This is a genomic window from Qipengyuania sp. ASV99 (assembly GCF_047872805.1).
In the GTDB taxonomy this organism is placed as follows: domain Bacteria; phylum Pseudomonadota; class Alphaproteobacteria; order Sphingomonadales; family Sphingomonadaceae; genus Erythrobacter.
The window spans coordinates 113,324-130,766 of the sequence record NZ_JBLQUK010000008.1; the positions used below are offsets into that span (position 1 = coordinate 113,324).

The 17,443-nt window shown below is 61.4% G+C and carries 18 protein-coding genes and 2 tRNA genes; 7 read left to right on the forward strand and 13 right to left on the reverse strand.

The features are described from left to right. Positions 1–155: 155 nt before the first annotated feature. On the forward strand, positions 156–557 hold the full coding sequence (locus tag ACM64M_RS10660; RefSeq protein WP_416228666.1) for an elongation factor P: 402 nt from the start codon (positions 156–158) through the stop codon (positions 555–557). A gap of 16 nt (positions 558–573) precedes the next feature. On the opposite strand, the gene thiE is transcribed toward ACM64M_RS10660, so the two are convergent. Further along, positions 574–1,230, reverse strand: coding sequence for a thiamine phosphate synthase (thiE, locus tag ACM64M_RS10665; RefSeq protein WP_416228667.1), 657 nt, complete (start codon positions 1,228–1,230; stop codon positions 574–576). A 128-nt stretch (positions 1,231–1,358) separates the two neighbouring features. On the opposite strand from thiE, the gene ACM64M_RS10670 reads away from it, so the two are divergent. Next, entirely contained in the window at positions 1,359–1,820 is a 462-nt protein-coding gene (locus tag ACM64M_RS10670; protein WP_416228668.1) for a hypothetical protein, read from the forward strand. Positions 1,821–1,834: 14 nt separating this feature from the next. Here ACM64M_RS10670 and ACM64M_RS10675 read toward each other — a convergent pair whose 3' ends face one another. The 6 genes from ACM64M_RS10675 to tkt all read right to left on the reverse strand — a co-directional run bounded on the left by ACM64M_RS10675 (position 1,835) and on the right by tkt (position 7,954). Continuing rightward, positions 1,835–2,725: a fructose bisphosphate aldolase gene (locus ACM64M_RS10675; protein WP_416228669.1), complete on the reverse strand. Its 891-nt coding sequence runs from the start codon at positions 2,723–2,725 to the stop codon at positions 1,835–1,837. Positions 2,726–2,814: 89 nt separating this feature from the next. Beyond that, positions 2,815–3,270 (reverse strand): PaaI family thioesterase, encoded by a 456-nt coding sequence (locus tag ACM64M_RS10680; protein ID WP_416228670.1) that lies wholly within the window; start codon positions 3,268–3,270, stop codon positions 2,815–2,817. A gap of 18 nt (positions 3,271–3,288) precedes the next feature. Then, entirely contained in the window at positions 3,289–3,717 is a 429-nt protein-coding gene (locus ACM64M_RS10685; RefSeq protein WP_416228671.1) for a nuclear transport factor 2 family protein, read from the reverse strand. After that, positions 3,718–4,920, reverse strand: a complete 1,203-nt coding sequence (locus tag ACM64M_RS10690) for a phosphoglycerate kinase (protein WP_416228672.1) — start codon at positions 4,918–4,920, stop codon at positions 3,718–3,720. Between the two features lie 13 nt (positions 4,921–4,933). Next, complete coding sequence (gap, locus tag ACM64M_RS10695) at positions 4,934–5,941, reverse strand: type I glyceraldehyde-3-phosphate dehydrogenase (RefSeq protein WP_416228673.1); 1,008 nt, start codon at positions 5,939–5,941, stop codon at positions 4,934–4,936. Positions 5,942–5,956: 15 nt separating this feature from the next. After that, positions 5,957–7,954, reverse strand: a complete 1,998-nt coding sequence (gene tkt / locus ACM64M_RS10700; RefSeq protein WP_416228674.1) for a transketolase — start codon at positions 7,952–7,954, stop codon at positions 5,957–5,959. A 238-nt stretch (positions 7,955–8,192) separates the two neighbouring features. Between tkt and ACM64M_RS10705 the strand changes: the two genes are divergently transcribed. The 4 genes from ACM64M_RS10705 to ACM64M_RS10720 all read left to right on the forward strand — a co-directional run bounded on the left by ACM64M_RS10705 (position 8,193) and on the right by ACM64M_RS10720 (position 10,378). Then, positions 8,193–8,435, forward strand: coding sequence for a hypothetical protein (locus ACM64M_RS10705; protein WP_416228675.1), 243 nt, complete (start codon positions 8,193–8,195; stop codon positions 8,433–8,435). Positions 8,436–8,445: 10 nt separating this feature from the next. Next, positions 8,446–9,012, forward strand: coding sequence for a cell division protein ZapA (gene zapA / locus ACM64M_RS10710; protein ID WP_416228676.1), 567 nt, complete (start codon positions 8,446–8,448; stop codon positions 9,010–9,012). A 521-nt stretch (positions 9,013–9,533) separates the two neighbouring features. After that, positions 9,534–10,115, forward strand: coding sequence for a 5-formyltetrahydrofolate cyclo-ligase (locus ACM64M_RS10715; RefSeq protein WP_416228677.1), 582 nt, complete (start codon positions 9,534–9,536; stop codon positions 10,113–10,115). Positions 10,116–10,126: 11 nt separating this feature from the next. Beyond that, positions 10,127–10,378 (forward strand): DUF2842 domain-containing protein, encoded by a 252-nt coding sequence (locus ACM64M_RS10720; protein ID WP_416228678.1) that lies wholly within the window; start codon positions 10,127–10,129, stop codon positions 10,376–10,378. A gap of 42 nt (positions 10,379–10,420) precedes the next feature. Here ACM64M_RS10720 and ACM64M_RS10725 read toward each other — a convergent pair. The 5 genes from ACM64M_RS10725 to thyA form a co-directional block, all read right to left on the reverse strand. Beyond that, positions 10,421–10,497: transfer RNA gene (locus ACM64M_RS10725), tRNA-Asp, on the reverse strand. Positions 10,498–10,597: 100 nt separating this feature from the next. Next, positions 10,598–11,902 carry a dihydrolipoamide acetyltransferase family protein gene (locus ACM64M_RS10730; RefSeq protein WP_416228679.1) on the reverse strand — a complete coding sequence of 435 codons (1,305 nt, stop codon included), beginning with the start codon at positions 11,900–11,902 and terminating at the stop codon, positions 10,598–10,600. Positions 11,903–12,138: 236 nt separating this feature from the next. Beyond that, the gene (locus ACM64M_RS10735; RefSeq protein WP_416228680.1) at positions 12,139–13,209 is read right to left on the reverse strand and encodes an alpha-ketoacid dehydrogenase subunit beta; all 1,071 of its coding nucleotides are present in this window, start codon (positions 13,207–13,209) and stop codon (positions 12,139–12,141) included. Next, on the reverse strand, positions 13,206–14,522 hold the full coding sequence (locus ACM64M_RS10740; RefSeq protein WP_416228681.1) for a thiamine pyrophosphate-dependent enzyme: 1,317 nt from the start codon (positions 14,520–14,522) through the stop codon (positions 13,206–13,208). The genes ACM64M_RS10735 and ACM64M_RS10740 overlap by 4 nt, the downstream gene beginning before the upstream one ends. A 113-nt stretch (positions 14,523–14,635) precedes the next feature. Next, positions 14,636–15,604, reverse strand: coding sequence for a thymidylate synthase (thyA, locus tag ACM64M_RS10745; RefSeq protein WP_416228682.1), 969 nt, complete (start codon positions 15,602–15,604; stop codon positions 14,636–14,638). Positions 15,605–15,704: 100 nt separating this feature from the next. On the opposite strand from thyA, the gene ACM64M_RS10750 reads away from it, so the two are divergent. After that, positions 15,705–15,781 (forward strand) — tRNA-Pro (locus ACM64M_RS10750). A 39-nt stretch (positions 15,782–15,820) separates the two neighbouring features. Here the strand turns inward: ACM64M_RS10750 and ACM64M_RS10755 are convergent. Then, positions 15,821–17,404 (reverse strand): sodium:solute symporter family transporter, encoded by a 1,584-nt coding sequence (locus ACM64M_RS10755; RefSeq protein WP_416228683.1) that lies wholly within the window; start codon positions 17,402–17,404, stop codon positions 15,821–15,823. Positions 17,405–17,443: the final 39 nt, after the last annotated feature.

Below are 17,443 nucleotides of genomic sequence, written 5' to 3' on the forward strand. Positions count from 1 at the left end.
CGCGCGGCCAGATAAGAGCGCGCCCAATAGCGGGTGATGCCGGGCACATCAAGCTTGCCCGAAAGCCGGGCCTTACCGCCTTCGTATTGTGGTTAACCCATTGGCCAGCCCCAATCTGCGATGCTAGGGGCCGCAGCGAAGAGGGAACCCCGCCCATGAAGACCATTCACATCGCGATTTTGACCGCATTTGCCGCCGGGATTGCCGCGACCGCGCCCGCCATCGGGAAGCAGGAAAATGCCGCCGCACCTGCGCCCCCATCGGGGGGGATGCTGCGCACTTTGCCGCACGGCACCTATCAATGCGCGCTGCCCGGCGATGCAGGCGGCGCGGCCTTTGTGGCGGTGGAGGAGCAAGATTTCCGCATCTTCACCGCCTCGCGCTATGAAACCGCAGACGGCGCGGGCACCTATATCCTGCGCGGCGACGAAGTGACCTTTACCCGCGGCCCGCGCAAGGGAGAGCGCTTTCGTCAAGTGAGCGAGAACCAATTGCGCAAGCTGAACGCGAACGGCGAAGACAGCGATCTGCTCTGCACAAGGCTGGGATCGGGATAGGGCTGGCGCGAACAGATCAATCGCGGTCAGCAACAGCAGCCCCGCGCTGCATCGCATCGCTAAAAGCCTTGATCGCAGCCGCTTCATCGCTGTTCCAAACCGCGCCCGACACCGCGAGGAAATCCGCTCCCGCCGCCACCAAAGGCCCACAATTCTGAGGGGTGATGCCGCCGATGGCAACGCAGGGGATTTCGAACAAATTGGCCCAGAATTTGATAAGTTCAGGCTCCGGCCGCTCGGCATCGCCCTTATCCTTCGTGGAGGAATCAAAGAACGCGCCGAACGCGACATAATCCGCACCAGCCTCACCTGCATCCATCGCCAGGTGCCGCGATGCGTGGCAAGTCACCCCGATCTGCGCATCTGGCCCCAGTTCGGCGCGCGCTTCGCGGGGGTCGCCGTCGCCCTGCCCCAGATGCACACCGTCCGCGCCCAAACGCTTGGCCAGCGCCACACTGTCATTGACGATAAAGGCCACGTCATGCGCCGCACAGATTGCCTGCAATGGCTCTGCAAGGGCGGCCGCCTCATGCTGATCCAGCCCCTTCACCCTAAACTGAAACGCGGTCACCAACCCTTTGCCAGCGACAAGCGCGCGTTCGAGCCGCTGCGGAAAATCGCCGCCCACATCGGGTGGGGAAATGAGGTAAAGCTGGGTCGCTATTTCGTTCATGGCGCGTCCCATAACGGCGTTAGCGGCTTATGCCAATCGGGCGAACTGTTCTGGCTTGGCACAGCCGGGATTCGCGCCGCGCTACGCCTTTCGGATCATGGTATATGAAATGTTAAGGAGAGCCCGCCATGATCCGGCCAAAGCGTTTACCCATGATTGCAACTGCATCCTTGGCGCTGGCCGCGTTGGGTGCCCCGATCACAGCCAATGCTCAATCCGATACCGAGCTGTATGTGGCTGGCCTGACATACGACATTGCGTTTTTCGAACGCGTAACGGTCGGCAGCATCGAACTGACCCCGTTTGGAATCGTGCGCGATCAACGCTGTGCCGATGCCCGGTTCTGCTACCGCCCCGAAGACATGCGCGTTTCGGTGGTGATGCACGACCGGGAATATCCGTATGAGGTGGTGCTGTTTCTGGGCCGTCCGGTCGAGGTGGATGGCGGCTATTTGATCCTGCACGATCCGGGCACTCGTCCGCGTGATCGCGGCGCGCTGCAATTGACCGAATACGCTTTGGATATCGAATTTATCCCCGCCCCGCCAAGGGACCGGCGGTCCCAGCGAGCAGAGCTGCCGCGCCCCTGATTATCAGGCCCTGATTATCCGGAACAACTCGCTGCGGCGATCTGTTCGATTGCCTTGCCCAGCACCTGATCAAATTCTGTGTCGGACTGACCCTTGCGCAAGTCTTGTAGAAGGCCGCGGCTGAAACTGGCAATCATTCCTGGGTTCTTGGCGAGCTGCGCGCAAGCATCGTCGGTTGAAAACCCGCCCGAAAGCGCCACCACGCGCAGCACCTTGGGATGCGCGGTCAAGCTGGTGTAATGGCCGGGACGCGCGGGGATCGACAGCTTGAGCATGACCTGACGCCCTTCGGGCACGCTATCGAGGCCCTTTTGAAGCGCAGCCAGCAGAATATCCTCACCCTCTGCGCGGTCGCCGGAAGTGATGTCATATTCAGGTTCGAGCATCGGCATCAGTCCGGCATCGGCGATCTGCGATCCGATCTCGAATTGCTGTGCCACAACCGCAGCAATTCCGTCTGGATTGGCGGATTTGATGACCGATCGCATTTTCGTGCCGAACATGCCGTTCGCCACCGCTTTTTCGAGCAGCGCGGGCAATTTGTCCATCGGTTGCATCAACTGGACACCATCGGATTCGTCCTCAAGCCCCTGATCGACCTTAATAAACGGCACGATCCCGCGCGCTTTCAGCGCATCTGCGGTAGGCTGGCCATCAACTTCGCTATCCATCGTCCGTTCGAACAGGATGGCGCCGATCACCTTGCCGCTGCCGAAACAGGGCGAGGTGATGACGCGGGATCGCATGGCATGAATGGCGGCGAACATCTGATCGTCGCCTGACCACTCGCCGTCATCGACTCCGTATCCGCGCAAAGCCTTTGGCGTGGAGCCTCCCGATTGGTCGAGCGCGGCGATAAAGCCCTGGCCGCTGGCAATCCGGGCGGTCATCTGATCATGATTCATGGCGGAATTGCGCCTTTCCATTATTCGTGAGGGAACGATATGAGCCGCGCTTTAGCCAGCGTGTAAGGCCCGATCAACCGGGGCGCAAATCACAGCTTTGCAATCCGCCGGATAATCCCCGTAAAGCTTAGTGCCGGTTTGCCATCGGCGGTGATCAGACCGCGCACAAATATCGTCTTGCCGCCGCCGCGCGTCACCTCTCCGCGCGCCTCGATCAGCGCGCCCGGCCCTGCCGCGCCAAGGAAATCGCCCGACAGGTTCATCGTCACCGCATTGCCGCCGTCGAGTTCATCGGTGGCGATGGCAAACAGCGCGAAATCGGCAAAGGTCATCAGGCACCCGCCATGCATGAAGCCCGCCCCGTTCATATGGCGTTGCTCCGCGCGAAAGGCGCTGAGATAGCTGCCGTCATCCTCGCGCCGCATGAAAAACGGGCCGGATCGGGTTTCATAAGGGTCGTGATTCCAATGGTGCCAGCCAGCAAATTCACCCGCGCGGTTTTCCACCGCATTGCCGTAACCATATTGAGTTGTCGGTTCTGTCATTCTCTCTGCCCGGTCCCGTCAACGCCACAATTGCAGAGCGCGGATCGCGTGGGACATTTCGCCGTCACCCCTCAGCGGCGCAATGCTCCGTTCGGCGAGCTTCCATTTGCGCTGCACCGCGCCCTTGCGCCATAGATCGGTGAACAGGAAAGCCCCGCTCCAATCCTGTCCATCGACTTTAAGTTCCAACTCTACATGGCCGGAAAACCACACCGATTTGTCATATTGCCGCGCGGTCATTTCGTGAAAGCGAAACCCGCCGAGCGCCAGCCTGCCCCGAAGCCCTTCGATCATGCTTGCCCGGTCTAGCAGCGCAGGCGGCGTGGTGCCGAACATGAACAGGCAATTTGCCGCGACCAGCGATTTGAATTCGCGCAGGTCGCGGTCCATCCAAGCCCGCAGAACGCGCGTCTCTAACACTTCAAAGAGGGGTTCAAGCGCTGCCATTTACGCCCGCAGCGCTGCAACGCCGGGAAGCTGTTTGCCTTCCATCCATTCAAGAAAAGCGCCGCCAGCGGTGGACAGATAGCTTACCTCGTCGGTCACGCCCGCCTGCGCCAATGCGGCGACGGTATCACCTCCGCCCGCGACGCTGATGAGCGAGCCTTCCTGCGTCAGCGCGGCAACGTGGCGGGCGAGTGCCATCGTGGCCGTGTCGAACGGCTCAGTCTCGAACGCACCCAGCGGGCCGTTCCACACCAGCGTTCGGCACGTCTTGAGCACATCGGCCAGCGCTTCGGTTGCTTGCGGACCAATGTCGAGGATCATCTCGTCCTCAGCGACTTCGTGGACGTTGCAACTCCGCAAGGATGCCGGGTTGGCGGCAAATTCGCGCGCGACGACCACGTCATAGGGCAGGTGGACGGTGCAGCCCGCGTGATCGGCGGTGTCCAAAATCTTCGAAGCGGTGCCGGTCAGATCGTGTTCGCACAGGCTTTTGCCCACGCCCACCCCGCGCGCAGCGAGGAAGGTGTTGGCCATGCCGCCGCCGATAATCAGATGCTGGACCCGGCCCACCAAATTTTCGAGCACCGCCAGCTTGGTCGAAACCTTGGCCCCGCCGACAACTGCGGCAACCGGCGCCTGAGGATTGCCGAGCGCGACGTCGAGCGCTTTCAATTCCGCTTCCATCGCGCGGCCCGCATAGGACGGCAGGAAATGGGTGATCCCTTCGGTGGTCGCATGCGCGCGGTGCGCCGCGCTGAAGGCGTCATTGACGTAGATGTCGCCATGCGCGGCAATCGCCTGAGCCAGGTTCGGGTCGTTGGCTTCCTCGCCCGGCCAGAACCGAGTGTTGTCGAGCAGGCCGATGTCGCCGCTGCGCAGGATACCGATGGATTGTTCAACCACTGGCCCGGCGATTTCGGGGATGAACATGATTTCCTTGCCCAGCACCGCTTCGACATCGCCGACCACCATGCTGGTCGAAAGCACACTGGACCGCATGCCCTTTGGCCGTCCGAAATGCGCGAGCAACAGCACTTTTGCGCCCTTGCCCGCGAGTTCCAGAATGGTTGGCCTGACCGCTTCGACCCGCAAGACGTCGGTGGCGGAGCCATCCTTCATCGGGAGATTGAGATCGACCCGGACCAGCGCCACCTGGCCGGTCAGGTCAGCAGGCAGATCATCGAGAGTTTTGAAGGCGGCCATTTTGCAAGGTCCCTTAAAGGAATTTCGCCATCACTCCAGCGGTGTCGATCATCCGGTTGGAAAAGCCCCATTCATTGTCATACCAGCTGACCACCCGCGCCAGCTTGCCCTCCATGACCGCAGTTTCGAGGCTGTCGATCGTCGAACTGGCCGGTTGATGGTTGAAATCGCTGCTGACCAGCGGTTGATCGGTGTAATCGAGCACGCCCTTCATCGCACCCTCGGCGGCGGCTTTGAGCAGGGCGTTGAGTTCATCGGCACTGGTGTCGCGGCCCGGCTGGAATACCAGATCGATCAGCGACACATTGGGCGTCGGCACCCGCACGCTCGACCCGTCCAGCTTGCCCGCCAGTTCGGGCAGCACCAGGCCGACCGCGCGCGCGGCGCCGGTGGTGGTCGGGATCATGCTCTGCGCCCCGCCGCGTGCGCGCCGCAAGTCGCTGTGGATCTGGTCCAGCATCCGTTGATCGTTGGTGTAGGAATGGATCGTGGTCATGAACCCGCGCTCAATCCCCACCGTGTCATTCAGCACCTTGGCCACCGGCGCGAGGCAATTGGTGGTGCAACTGGCGTTGGAAACAATCACGTCCTCGGCGCGCAGCACATCATGGTTTACACCGTAGACGATGGTCGCCGAGACATCCTTTGCCGGTGCCGAGATCAGCACCCGCTTTGCCCCTGCAGTGAGGTGCGGTGCGGCAGCGCCGTGGCTTTGAAAGAAACCGGTGCACTCCAGCACGATATCGACGCCCTGCGCCGCATGTGGGAGGTTGCCCGGATCGCGCTCCGACGTGACCGCAATCGACTTACCATTGACGATGATCGCATTGCCTTCGACTTCGACTGTGCCGGGAAAGCGGCCATGGGTCGAATCGTATTGAAACAGCAGCGCGTTCGACTTTGTATCGGCGAGATCGTTGATCGAAACCAGTTCGAGATCGTGATCGCTGCGTTCCAGAATAGCCCGCGCAACAAGACGGCCGATGCGGCCGAAGCCGTTGATTGCAACTTTGATAGCCATGAGGGTAAGTCCTACCTAGTTTTTCAATTTATCATGAATTTTCGGGACAATAGCGTCCGCTGTTAAACCGAAATGCGCGAACAAGTCGCTCGCCGGAGCGGACGCGCCGAATGTGTCGATGCCGATGTTGAGCCCGCTTCTTCCGGTGTAGCGTTCCCACCCCAGCGTGCTGCCCGCTTCAATCGAAACGATCAGCGTGTCGTCAGGCAGAACATCAGCTTTGTAAGCGCCGGATTGCGCATCGAACAATTCGGTGCACACCATCGAAACCACATCCGCGCCCACGCCGCTTTCTTCAAGCCGCTCGGCGCATTCCATTGCCAGCGCAACCTCGCTGCCGCTGGCCGCAATAACCACCTTACGCGCGTTGCTGGCGGCGCGCAGGCGGTATCCGCCCTTCGCACAGCGGTTGCTCGCCCCGGTCCATGCCTCATCGCCTTCACCGCGCAATTGCGGGAGGTTCTGCCGCGTCAGCGCCAGCACCGATGGCGTTTCAGCCGCGGCCAGCGCCAGCGCCCAGCATTCCGCCGTTTCAATCGCGTCGCAGGGGCGGAAGGTGTTGAGATTGGGGATCAGGCGCAGGCTCATCACATGCTCAATCGGCTGATGCGTCGGCCCGTCTTCGCCCAGCCCGATGCTGTCATGCGTAAGGACGTAAATCGCCCGGGTTTTTTGCAGCGCCGACAGCCGGATAGCATTGCGGCAATAATCGCTGAAAATCAGGAACGTCCCGCCATAGGGCACCACCCCGCCATGCAACGCCATGCCGTTCATCGCCGCGGCCATGCCAAATTCGCGAATGCCGTAATAGACATAGCGGCCCGAATAATCATCCGCGCTCATCGGCAGTGTCGAAGGCGTCTTGGTGTTGTTCGACCCGGTCAAATCAGCCGATCCGCCAATCATCTGCGGCAAAGCCTCGGTCAGCGGGCCTAGTGCCATTTCCGATGATTTGCGGGTCGCGACATTCTGCGGCGCTGCGGCGAGTCCGCGGATATGCCCTTCGATGGCCTGCGCGACATGGTCTGCGATATCACCCATCTGCGCCTCAAAAGCGGCGCGTTTTGGCGATGTGGAAAGCCGCTGCGCCCACGCGCCATGCGCCGCCGCACCCGCTTCGCCGGTGGCGCGCCAGTCGATCAGCACCTCTGCAGGCACTTCGAAAGGTGCAGCGTTCCAGCCCAATACCTCACGCGCGGCGGCGATCTCGTCTGCGCCCAGCGGCGCGCCGTGGGTTGCGCTGGTGCCTTGTTTATTGGGCGCGCCCTTTCCGATCACAGTCTTGCACGCGATCAGCGAGGGGCGCGGATCCGCTTTGGCCATTTCAATAGCGCGGTCAATGTCATCAAAATCATGGCCATCACAGCTGACGACATGCCACCCGGTCGCTTCATAACGCGCCTTCACATCTTCGCTGGTCGACAAATCGGCGCTGCCGTCGATCGTGATGTTGTTGTCATCCCACAGCACCATCATCCGGCCCAGATGCAGGTGCCCGGCCAGCCCGATGGCCTCGTGATTGATCCCCTCCATCAGGCAGCCGTCCCCGGCGATTACCCAGGTGCGGTGATCGACCAGATCATCGCCAAACACTGCATTCAGGTGCCGTTCCGCCATCGCCATGCCGACAGCCATCGCCAGCCCCTGACCCAGCGGGCCGGTGGTGCATTCCACCCCTTCGAGCAGGAAGTTTTCCGGGTGACCAGCGCAGGGGCTGCCAAGCTTGCGGAAATTGCGGATGTCATCCATCGTCGGACGCGCATAGCCGGTGAGATGCAGCAGTGAATACATAAGCATCGAGCCGTGCCCGGCGGACAGGACGAAGCGGTCGCGGTCGGCCCAATCGGGGCGCGCGGGATCAAACTTCACATGCCGCGAAAACAACACGGCGGCGACGTCAGCCATCCCCATTGGCATTCCGGGATGCCCCGAATTGGCAGCTTGCACAGCGTCCATCGACAGGGCGCGAATGGCGTTGGCCATCGGTTGGAGACGGTCAGCATTGATGCTCATGGCGCGCAAAGGCTCCTGTTGGGACACGCCGGGCGGCGCGGTCTGCGCGGATTCCGCGCTCGATTCGATCCCTTGGAAAAGGGTGCGCAATGCCCTTGCCGAGCCGCCCCCGCGAGGTCAACACTTGGACCGCTCGGTTCGATTGCGCAGCGTCATTTGCCGTTAGACGAGAGCACTTATCAACAGGTCCATCCAAGGCTTTGCGAAACGGTGCCAATTTGGTATTTCCCCTGTCACAATGAGCGTAGTTCGCATCGATCAGGCGATGGCACGCATCAACGCCGCTTTGGCGCGGATCGACGCCGCACGTTTGCAAAATCTTGCAGCAAAGCCGGAACCAGCCAATTCCGAAACAGTCAGCGCAGAAGGCCCCGGCTCCGCCCGGGTCATGGCGTTGGTCAATGCGCATGAGAAATTGCGTGAAGAAGTGGCTGATACGATTGGCGAACTCGATGCCCTGATAGAGGAACTCAAAGGGTGAGCGCCGCACCATGAGCAAGGTCAGAATCAAGGTCGGGCCGATGAATTATTCCATCGCCTGCGGTCCGGGAGAGGAAGAGCAGGTGTCCCGGCTCGGTGCGCTGATCGATGAACATTACGCCCGGCTTGGCGATGCCCGCGCCCCGCTGGAGGCGCAGAATGTGGTGTTTGCCGCGCTGTTCATGGCCGACGAACTGGCCGAAGCGCGCACCGCTGCGAACCAGGCTCGCGCCGAATTGACCGAAGCGCGACAGGAATTGCAACACGCCAAAGACGATGCCGCCAACGCCCTGCGCAAGGCGATCAGCCAGACCGATGAACACCTCGAAAAAGCTGGCGGCAAGAAGGCCGAACTGCTCGCCGAAATCGAAACCCTGCGCAAGGCGGAGGAGCGCGCGCGCAAGGACAATGCAGCGCTCAAGGCCGAGGTAGCCGAATTGCAGGACCGCGCGCGCCATCAACACGATCTGTTCGGCGGCCCAGCCGAAGATGCCGCTCTGTCACTGGCGCTTGCAGAAAAGCTCGAAGCGCTGGCCGTCCGGGTCGAAGCCGCAGCGAGCGGGATCGAGGCGCAATAATCGCTGGCTTTAGCGGGCATGGCTTGCACAGGGGTCAGCGGCGCACTAAGTCCATTGGCGGCGGGACTGCTCGGCACGAGCCATCGAAAATCCCTGGGGCTATAAGCAATCCTCGGGAGCTGTCCCTTCCTGGGTTCACGGGCCAATGCGTTCTTTCGGGAACGGACCCCTGGGATTCGGGTAAACGGCGCCCACCTGACTCTTCGGCGTCAGAGGATTTCCCGGCACCGACCCATAGTGGTTCCGTCACTCCTTTTTCTGTGCACCCCATCCGGGGCGCGGTATCCTCGCGCCTTTGGCGCTGCGGGCGGGCGGTCACCCTTGCGGCCCTTTGGGCCGATGCCCTTTTTCTGTGCACCCCATCCGGGGCGCGGTGTCCTCGCTCTCACGCCCTGCGGGCGCGTCGCTGCGGGCGGGCGGTCGCCCTTGCGGCCCTTTGGGCCGATGCTTTTCTGCGCACCCCATCCGGGGCCCGGGTTCTGGCGCTTGCGGGCTCGGGCCGTGATGCTTACTTCGCTGTGATGACCGCCCCTTGCACCAAATCCCAACTTCGCAAATCCCTGCGCGCCGCTCGGGTTGAGCATGTGGCGGATCTGGCCGAAGCGGTAAAGGGTCTGGTGTTCCATCGTCCGCCAGCCCCAATCCTCGCCAATATCGCGCCCGGTGCGGTCATCGGCCTGTATCATGCAGTCGGAGCCGAGGCCCCGGCGGACAACTATGCCCGGTTCTTCCACGAGGCCGGTCATACCATCGCCCTGCCCCACTTCGCCGCAATCGGCACCGCCATGCAATTCCGTCAATATAGCGACCCGCATGGGGGCAGCGACCTTTCCGCAGGGCCGTTCGGGATGGTGCAGCCATCCGCCGATGCAGCCGTGCTAACACCCGATGTTCTGTTTGTCCCGCTGGTCGGATTTACCGCCGACCTTGCGCGGCTGGGTCAGGGCGGCGGGCATTATGATCGCTGGCTGGCGGAACATCCGGGGCGCATGGCGATTGGGCTGGCATGGGACGTGCAACTGGTAGAAGCGCTCCCGGTAGAGCCACATGACGCGCCGCTGGATGCGGTTGTTACTCCCACTCGAATCTACGGTCTGAATTGAGGAACCGAACCTTGCGCGACACCCCGACCTGGCGAATTCCGTTTGGCATCATTGGTCTGTTCATGGCCTTGATGGTTTATGGCGTTGTCATTGCCCGGTATGCACCGGAAATTATTGGCGGGTGGCCGGGCCTCGCGCAGGCGGCGGTGTATCTGGTGCTTGGCCTGTTCTGGCTGTTGCCGCTCAAACGGTTTCTGATCTGGATGGAGACGGGCCGGTGGTCCGTTCCGACCGGTTCAGGGGACAAATCAGGCCAAGGCTGATCCGCTCGCTGATATCCCGATCAATCCGAATTGGTTCCCAAGTGGCGCGAGTGACGGGACTTGAACCCGCGACCCTCGGCGTGACAGGCCGATACTCTAACCAACTGAGCTACACCCGCGCATTACGGCGGCAGCGCCTCTTGGGAAGCAGCGCCACTAGGCCAGTGCATCGGGGCTGTCAACGCCCGCAACACCGCCCATGGCGCATTTTTTTGGACCTCAATCCGCCAGCAGCAAAGCCGGCGTTTCGATCAGCCGTTTGACCTCCTGAATATAACTTGCTGCGTCATAGCCATCGACCACGCGGTGATCGCAGCTGATCGAGATATTCATCAATTTGCGTTTCTCGATTCGCTCCCCGCCCATACCGTCGGAAACGAACATCGGGCGCTCGATTATGCGGTTGGGCCCGATGATCGCAACCTCGGGCCGATTGATGACCGGGGTCGTCGCCACCCCGCCCAGCGGACCAAGCGAGGTCACCGTCAGCGTCGATCCCGAAAGCTCATCCGATTTCGCCGAGCCATCGCGCGCGGCATTGGCAAGCCGTCCGATCTCACTGGCAAGCTGCCACAGATTGCGCGCCTGCGCATCGCGGATCACCGGCACCATCAAACCGCCATCGGTCTGCGTCGCCATGCCCAGATGCACTGCGCCGTGACGGGTGACGACGTTCGCTTCGTCATCATATCGCGCGTTGATCATCGGATAGGCTGGAATGACCTTGCAGAACGCCGTGATCAGCAGCGGGAGCATGGTCAGTTTCGGTCTGGACCCGCGCGCGCTGTTGAGGTCCGCGCGCAGCGCCTCCAGCGCGGTAACGTCGCATTCCTCGACATAGGTGAAATGCGGGATGTGGCGCTTGGCCGCGGCCATGTTCTGCGCAATCCGCTTGCGCAGGCCGATGACCTTGATCGCTTCATCCGCGCGGGCTTTGCCAGCGGGCGCAAACCCGCCGCCCGAATTATAGGCGAGGAATTGATCGAGATCGCCGTGGCGCACCCGGCCATCGTCTGCGGGCTTCACCTCGGCCAGATCAATCCCCAGATCGCGTGCGCGTTGACGCACGGCGGGGGATGCGAGAACTTTCTCTCCCCCTCCCGTTTGGGAGGGGGCCGGGGGGTGGGCTTCCGAGGATGCGGGGGATCCCGGGTTCGAGCGGGTGAGCGGTGCTGCCGGGGCTTTTTCCACCTTTACCGTGGCACCCCCATCCCCAACCCCTTCCCCCAAGGGAAGGGACTTTTCCCCTTCTACCTCATCTGGCACCTCATCCGGCACTTCGCCGTCCACTTCGACCACCACCAACATCGAACCGACCGCGATCGTATCGCCTGCCTCGCCCGCGACCGCGATCACTTTGCCGCTGACCGGGCTTTCGATGTCGATCGTCGCCTTGTCGGTCATCACATCGACAAGGTGCTGGTCCTCTTCGACGCGGTCACCGACCTTGACCTGCCATTCGACGATTTCCGCCTCGGCCACGCCTTCGCCCACATCGGGCATGTTGAAAGTGAAATTTGCCATGGTTTCAGATCATCCTCTGGTGCGTGTCCGCGCCGCAATCGGGGCCAGATCCGGTTGACACATTTGACACAGTGTCAACCTGCATTTTTCTGCCCAACCTTCTAAAATAAAACAATATTCCGTTCAAAAGCCAGCTTGACACTTCTCCAACACATTTTCGCGCCTTCGGTCTTTTTCCTTGGATCCGAGCTGACACGACCGGGGCCAAGTAGGAAAGTGATTTCGCTGCCGCCGCCCTACTCCGCCAGAATCTTGTCAATCGCCTCTCCGATACGGATCGGACCGGGGAAATAAGCCCATTCGAGACTGTGCGGATAGGGCGTGTCAAACCCGGTGACGCGCTCAACCGGTGCCTCCAGATGGTAAAAACACCTCTCCGTCACCAGCGCCGACAATTCCGCGCCAAAGCCGCTGGTTCGGGTCGCCTCATGGACGATCAGACAGCGCCCGGTTTTCTTTACCGAAGCCTCGATCGCCCCAATATCAAGCGGCACCAGTGTGCGCAGGTCGAGAATATCGGCATCCACGCCTTTGGCGCGGCACACCGCCTCTGCGACATGCACCATCGTGCCGTAAGCGATCACGGTCAGTTCCTCGCCCGCCGAAACATGCCGCGCCTTGCCCAGCGGCACCTTGTAATAGCCTTCGGGCACCACGCTGTCGGGGTGTTTTTTCCAGGGTTCGACCGGCTTGTCGTAAAAGCCGGTGAAGGGGCCGTTATAAATGCGTTTGGGTTCGAAAAATATCACCGGATCATTGTCTTCGATGCAGGAAATCAGCAGCCCTTTTGCATCATAGGGGGTCGCCGGGATCACCGTTTTCAACCCCGAGACGTGGGTAAAAATGCTCTCCGGCGACTGCGAATGGGTCTGCCCGCCAAAAATCCCCCCGCCAAAGGGGGATCGCACCGTCATCGGCGCGATATATTCGGTGGCCGAACGATAACGCAGCCGCGCGGCTTCAGAAATCAACTGATCGAGGCCGGGATAGATATAATCGGCAAACTGAATCTCGGGCACCGGGCGCAGGCCATAGGCACCCATGCCCACCGCCACGCCGATGATCCCGCATTCCGAAATCGGCGTATCGAACACGCGGGTCTTGCCGTGTTTCTCCTGCAAGCCAGCGGTGCAGCGGAACACGCCGCCGAAATAGCCGACATCCTCGCCCATCACGATCACATCAGGGTCGCGGGTCAGCATGATGTCGAGCGCTTCGTTGATTGCCTCGATCATGTTGATCCGGCGTTCTGCGGTCGCTTCAATGGGCGCGTCGGTTTTCGCGTCGGTGGTCGATGGGGCGCTCATCCGTAAGGCCTTTCGGTGCCGAATTTGGCGATCCGTTCGCGCGTGGCCTGCGCGGCCTGTTCTTCCAGATGCCAGGGCAGTTCCTCGAACACGTCTTCGAACATGGTGTGGAACGGATGGTGCAGACCGTGGCCAAGGATTCCGTTCTTCTCGGCTTCCTTGGTGGTCGCCTTGACCTCTTCGGCGCAGGCCTGATCCATCGCCGCCTGCCGGTCCTCGTCCCACTCACCAATCGCAATCAGGTGGTTTTTCAGCCGCATCACCGGATCGCCCAACGGCCATTCCTCGCGTTCCTGCGCGCTGCGATAGCCCGATGGATCGTCCGAGGTCGAATGCCCCTCTGCCCGGTAGGTGAAATATTCGATCAGCGTCGGCCCGTGATTGGCGCGTGCGCGGTTCGCCGCCCATTGCTGCGCGGCAAAACACGCCAGCGCATCGTTGCCGTCAACCCGCAGCCCGGCGATCCCATAACCCAGCGCGCGAGCGGCAAAAGTGGTGCGTTCCGATCCGGCGAACCCCGAAAAACTGCTGATTGCCCATTGGTTGTTGATAACATTGAGGATAATCGGTGCATTATACACCGCCGCAAAGGTGCAGGCGCTGTGGAAATCGCCCTCTGCGGTGGAGCCTTCGCCCACCCATGTCGCGGCAATCCGGCTGTCGCCCTTGATCGCGCTCGCCATCGCCCAGCCCACCGCTTGCGGGGTCTGCGTGGCGAGGTTGCCGGAGATGCTGAAAAAACTGTGCTCGCGGCTCGAATACATGATCGGCAGCTGCCGGCCTTTGAGTTTATCACCCTTGTTCGAATAGATCTGGTTGATCATTTCGAGCAGCGGGTATCCGCGCGCGATCAATATGCCCTGCTGGCGGTAGGACGGGAACACCATGTCGTCGCTGGCCAGCGCCATCGAAGCGGCAACGCTGGTCGCCTCTTCGCCGGTGCACTTCATGTAGAAACTGGTCTTGCCCTGACGCTGACCGCGGAACATGCGTTCGTCAAATGCGCGCACCATCGCCATATGGCCGAGCATGGTGCGCAAAGTATCGGGGTCCAGTTTCGGGTCCCACGGTCCATGCGCCTGATTGTCATCGCCCAGCACCCGGATCAGATCATAGGCGAGGTCCCTTATCTCGTCGGGCCGCGCGGCTTCATCGGGGCGTGGCTGTGCGCCTGCCTGGGTGATCGCGACATCGGCAAAATTGACTGGATCGCCGGGGCGTGAACGCGGCTCTGGCACATGCAGCGCCAGCGCCGGGCGATTGTCCCCGCTGTTTGCCGCAGCAGAATCTGGCGGATGGACCGGGCTGGCCATAAAACGCTCTCCCCATACGACCGCGCGGCCCAACGGGGCCTTGCAATCATTGCTTTGGAGTGAATTTTTATTTCAACACGCCGGTGCGGTCAAGCGTTCCTCGTGCTGCGCAATTAAACCGCAACGGGAGCCTTGATCGGTGGCATTGGCGCGTAATCATGCACCACAAAATCCTCGATCCGGTAATCGAAAATTGTTTCCGGCTTGCGGGTGATTTCCAGCACCGGATGGCCCTGCGGCTGGCGGGTCAGCTGTTCCTCGATCAGATGCGCGTGGTTCAGATAGAGGTGCACGTCGCCGCCCATCCACACCAGCTCGCCCGGTTCAAGCCCGGTCTGGTCCGCCATCATCCGGGTCAGCAGCGCCGCCGACCACAGGTTGAACGGCAGGCCCAGCGCGACGTCACAGCTGCGTTGATAGAGCAGGCAGTTGAGTTTGTTTCCGGCAACGTGGAATTGATAGGTCTTGTGACACGGCGGCAGCGCCATGCGGTCCAGTTCGGCCACGTTCCAGCCTTCGATGATGTGGCGACGGCTGCCGGGGTTGGTCTTGAGGCTATCGACCACCTGCGCGACCTGATTGATCCCCGGTCCGCGTTCATACAGCCCATCGGCGCGGTAACGGTAGGTCGGCCAGTCCACCCATTGCTTGCCGTAGACCGGGCCCAGATCGCCCCAGCGCAGCGCGAATGCCTCGTCTTCGGCGATCCGGTGAATAAAGGCGTCGAGCGTGATGTCCTCGCCCGTCTCTCTGACATAGGCGGCGTGCGGCCATTCATTCCAGATGTTGACCCCTTGCAGCACCAGCGGGCGGATATTGGTGTCCCCGGTGAGGAACCACAGCATCTCGCGCGTCGCCGTTTTCCAATACACCCGCTTGGTCGTCAGCAAGGGCATAGCACCGCCGCCAAGGTCATAGCGCAGCACCGTCCCTGCGATCGACCGCGTGCCGATCCCGGTTCGGTCGGCGCGCTGCGATCCGTTTTCCCAGATGTCCCGCATCAGCGCGAGATATTGCTGCTCGGGATGGTCCGCAGCGGGCAGAGTTATAGGAAGGGTCGTCGGGGATTCGAGCGTGGCCATCGGCAAACTATAGGCCGCAAATGCCCGCTTGCCACCCCGCCCATCCACACTTATACGCGCGCCCCTACCGCATGATGCGCAGGCATTGTCGCAATTGAGTCGGGAAGTAGCTCAGCCTGGTAGAGCACCGTCTTCGGGAGGCGGGGGCCGGAGGTTCGAATCCTCTCTTCCCGACCAGCAAACTCGGGAGGAGCCGTAACCCCTCCCAAACTCAGGTCACCACAGCCAGACGTACAGCCCCACCAGCGTCGCCGCAGTCAGCGCCGCGAGCGTGTTGAACAAGGTGTTGGTGGCAAAGGCGATGTCCCCCAGCTTCACCGTCCGCTCCTCATCTGGGGCGGCGGTCATGCGCGAAACCACCATTGCCGCGATCAGCGCGAGCACAAACACGCCCCAGATGCGGATGATGAACGGCACATCGGGCATCCCGAATTTCAGCAACACATTGACCGCCAGCGACCCGATCAGCGCGGTGAACGCCCCTGCCGCATTGGCGCGCTTGTCAAAGAAGCCCAGCAGGAACACCACCACGATCCCCGGCGCGATAAAGCCGGTGTATTCCTGCACGGTCTGAAACCCGCTTTCAAAGCCCCCGATGAAAGGCCGCGCCAGCACCAGCGCCAGCCCCATGGCGACAAACGCCGACACGCGCCCGACGGTCACGTAATGCGCCTCTGTCCGGTCGGGCCGCGCGGTGCGATAAAGGTCCATGGTGAATATCGTCGAGATCGAATTCATCATCGACGCAAGCGATGACACCACCGCCGCGATCAGCGCGGCAAACACCAATCCGCGCAGACCCGCCGGGGCAAACGCCATCAACTCACCGTAAGTGCGGTCCGATTTCTCTGCCAGCGCATCGCCATTGAGAATGCCTTGCTGCGCCAGAATGACCGCCGCAATCCCCGGCACCACCACGATGAACGGGACGAGAATCTTGAGGAAAGCAGCAAAGGCCAACCCCTTTTGCGCCTCGCCCAGGTTTTCCGCGCCAAGCGCACGTTGAATGATATATTGGTTGAAACCCCAATAGCTGAAATGCAGCACCCACAGCCCGCCCAGCAGCGTCCAGATGCCCGGCAGATCCGAATAGGCGGGATGTTCCGGTTCGAGGATCATCTCGAAATGGCCCGGCATTTCCTGCAGCAGATAGCCAAATCCGGCAATCGCCCCATCGGCGGGCAGCGCATCCAGCGCAAACCACGTGATTGCCAGACCGCCCAAAATCAGGATCACGACCTGAATAATATCGGTCAGCGCAACCGCTTTCAGCCCGCCGTAAAGCGAATAAAGCGCGGCAAAACTGGCCAGCGCGAACATGCAGGTCATGACGCTCCACCCGGTCAGCGATTGCACCGCCAACCCGCCCAGCCACAGCACCGTGGTCAGATTGACCGCCGTGTACAGCGCGACCCAGAACACGCTCATCAAATTCTTGACGCCCGATCCGTAACGCTGATCGAGGAATTGAGGCATCGTGTAGATTTGCCGCTTCAGGAAGATCGGCAGGAAATATTTGGCCACGATAATCAGAACAATTGCCGCCTGCCATTCATAGGCGGCAATCGCGACGCCGACCGCGAACCCCTGACCCGATTGGCCAATAATCTGTTCGGCGGAGATATTGGAGGCGATCAAGGATGCCCCGATGGCCCACCATGGCAGCGCGCGCCCGGCGAGGAAATAATCCTCGGTGTTCTTGGCGTGCCCCGCCGGTTCGCGGCTGACATACAGCGCAATGCCGAGCAGCGCGAGCGCATAGCCCGCGATGATCACAATATCGATTGTTTCCAATATCACCGCTTCTCTCCCCGTTTGTTATGTTCTTGATGCCCGCGT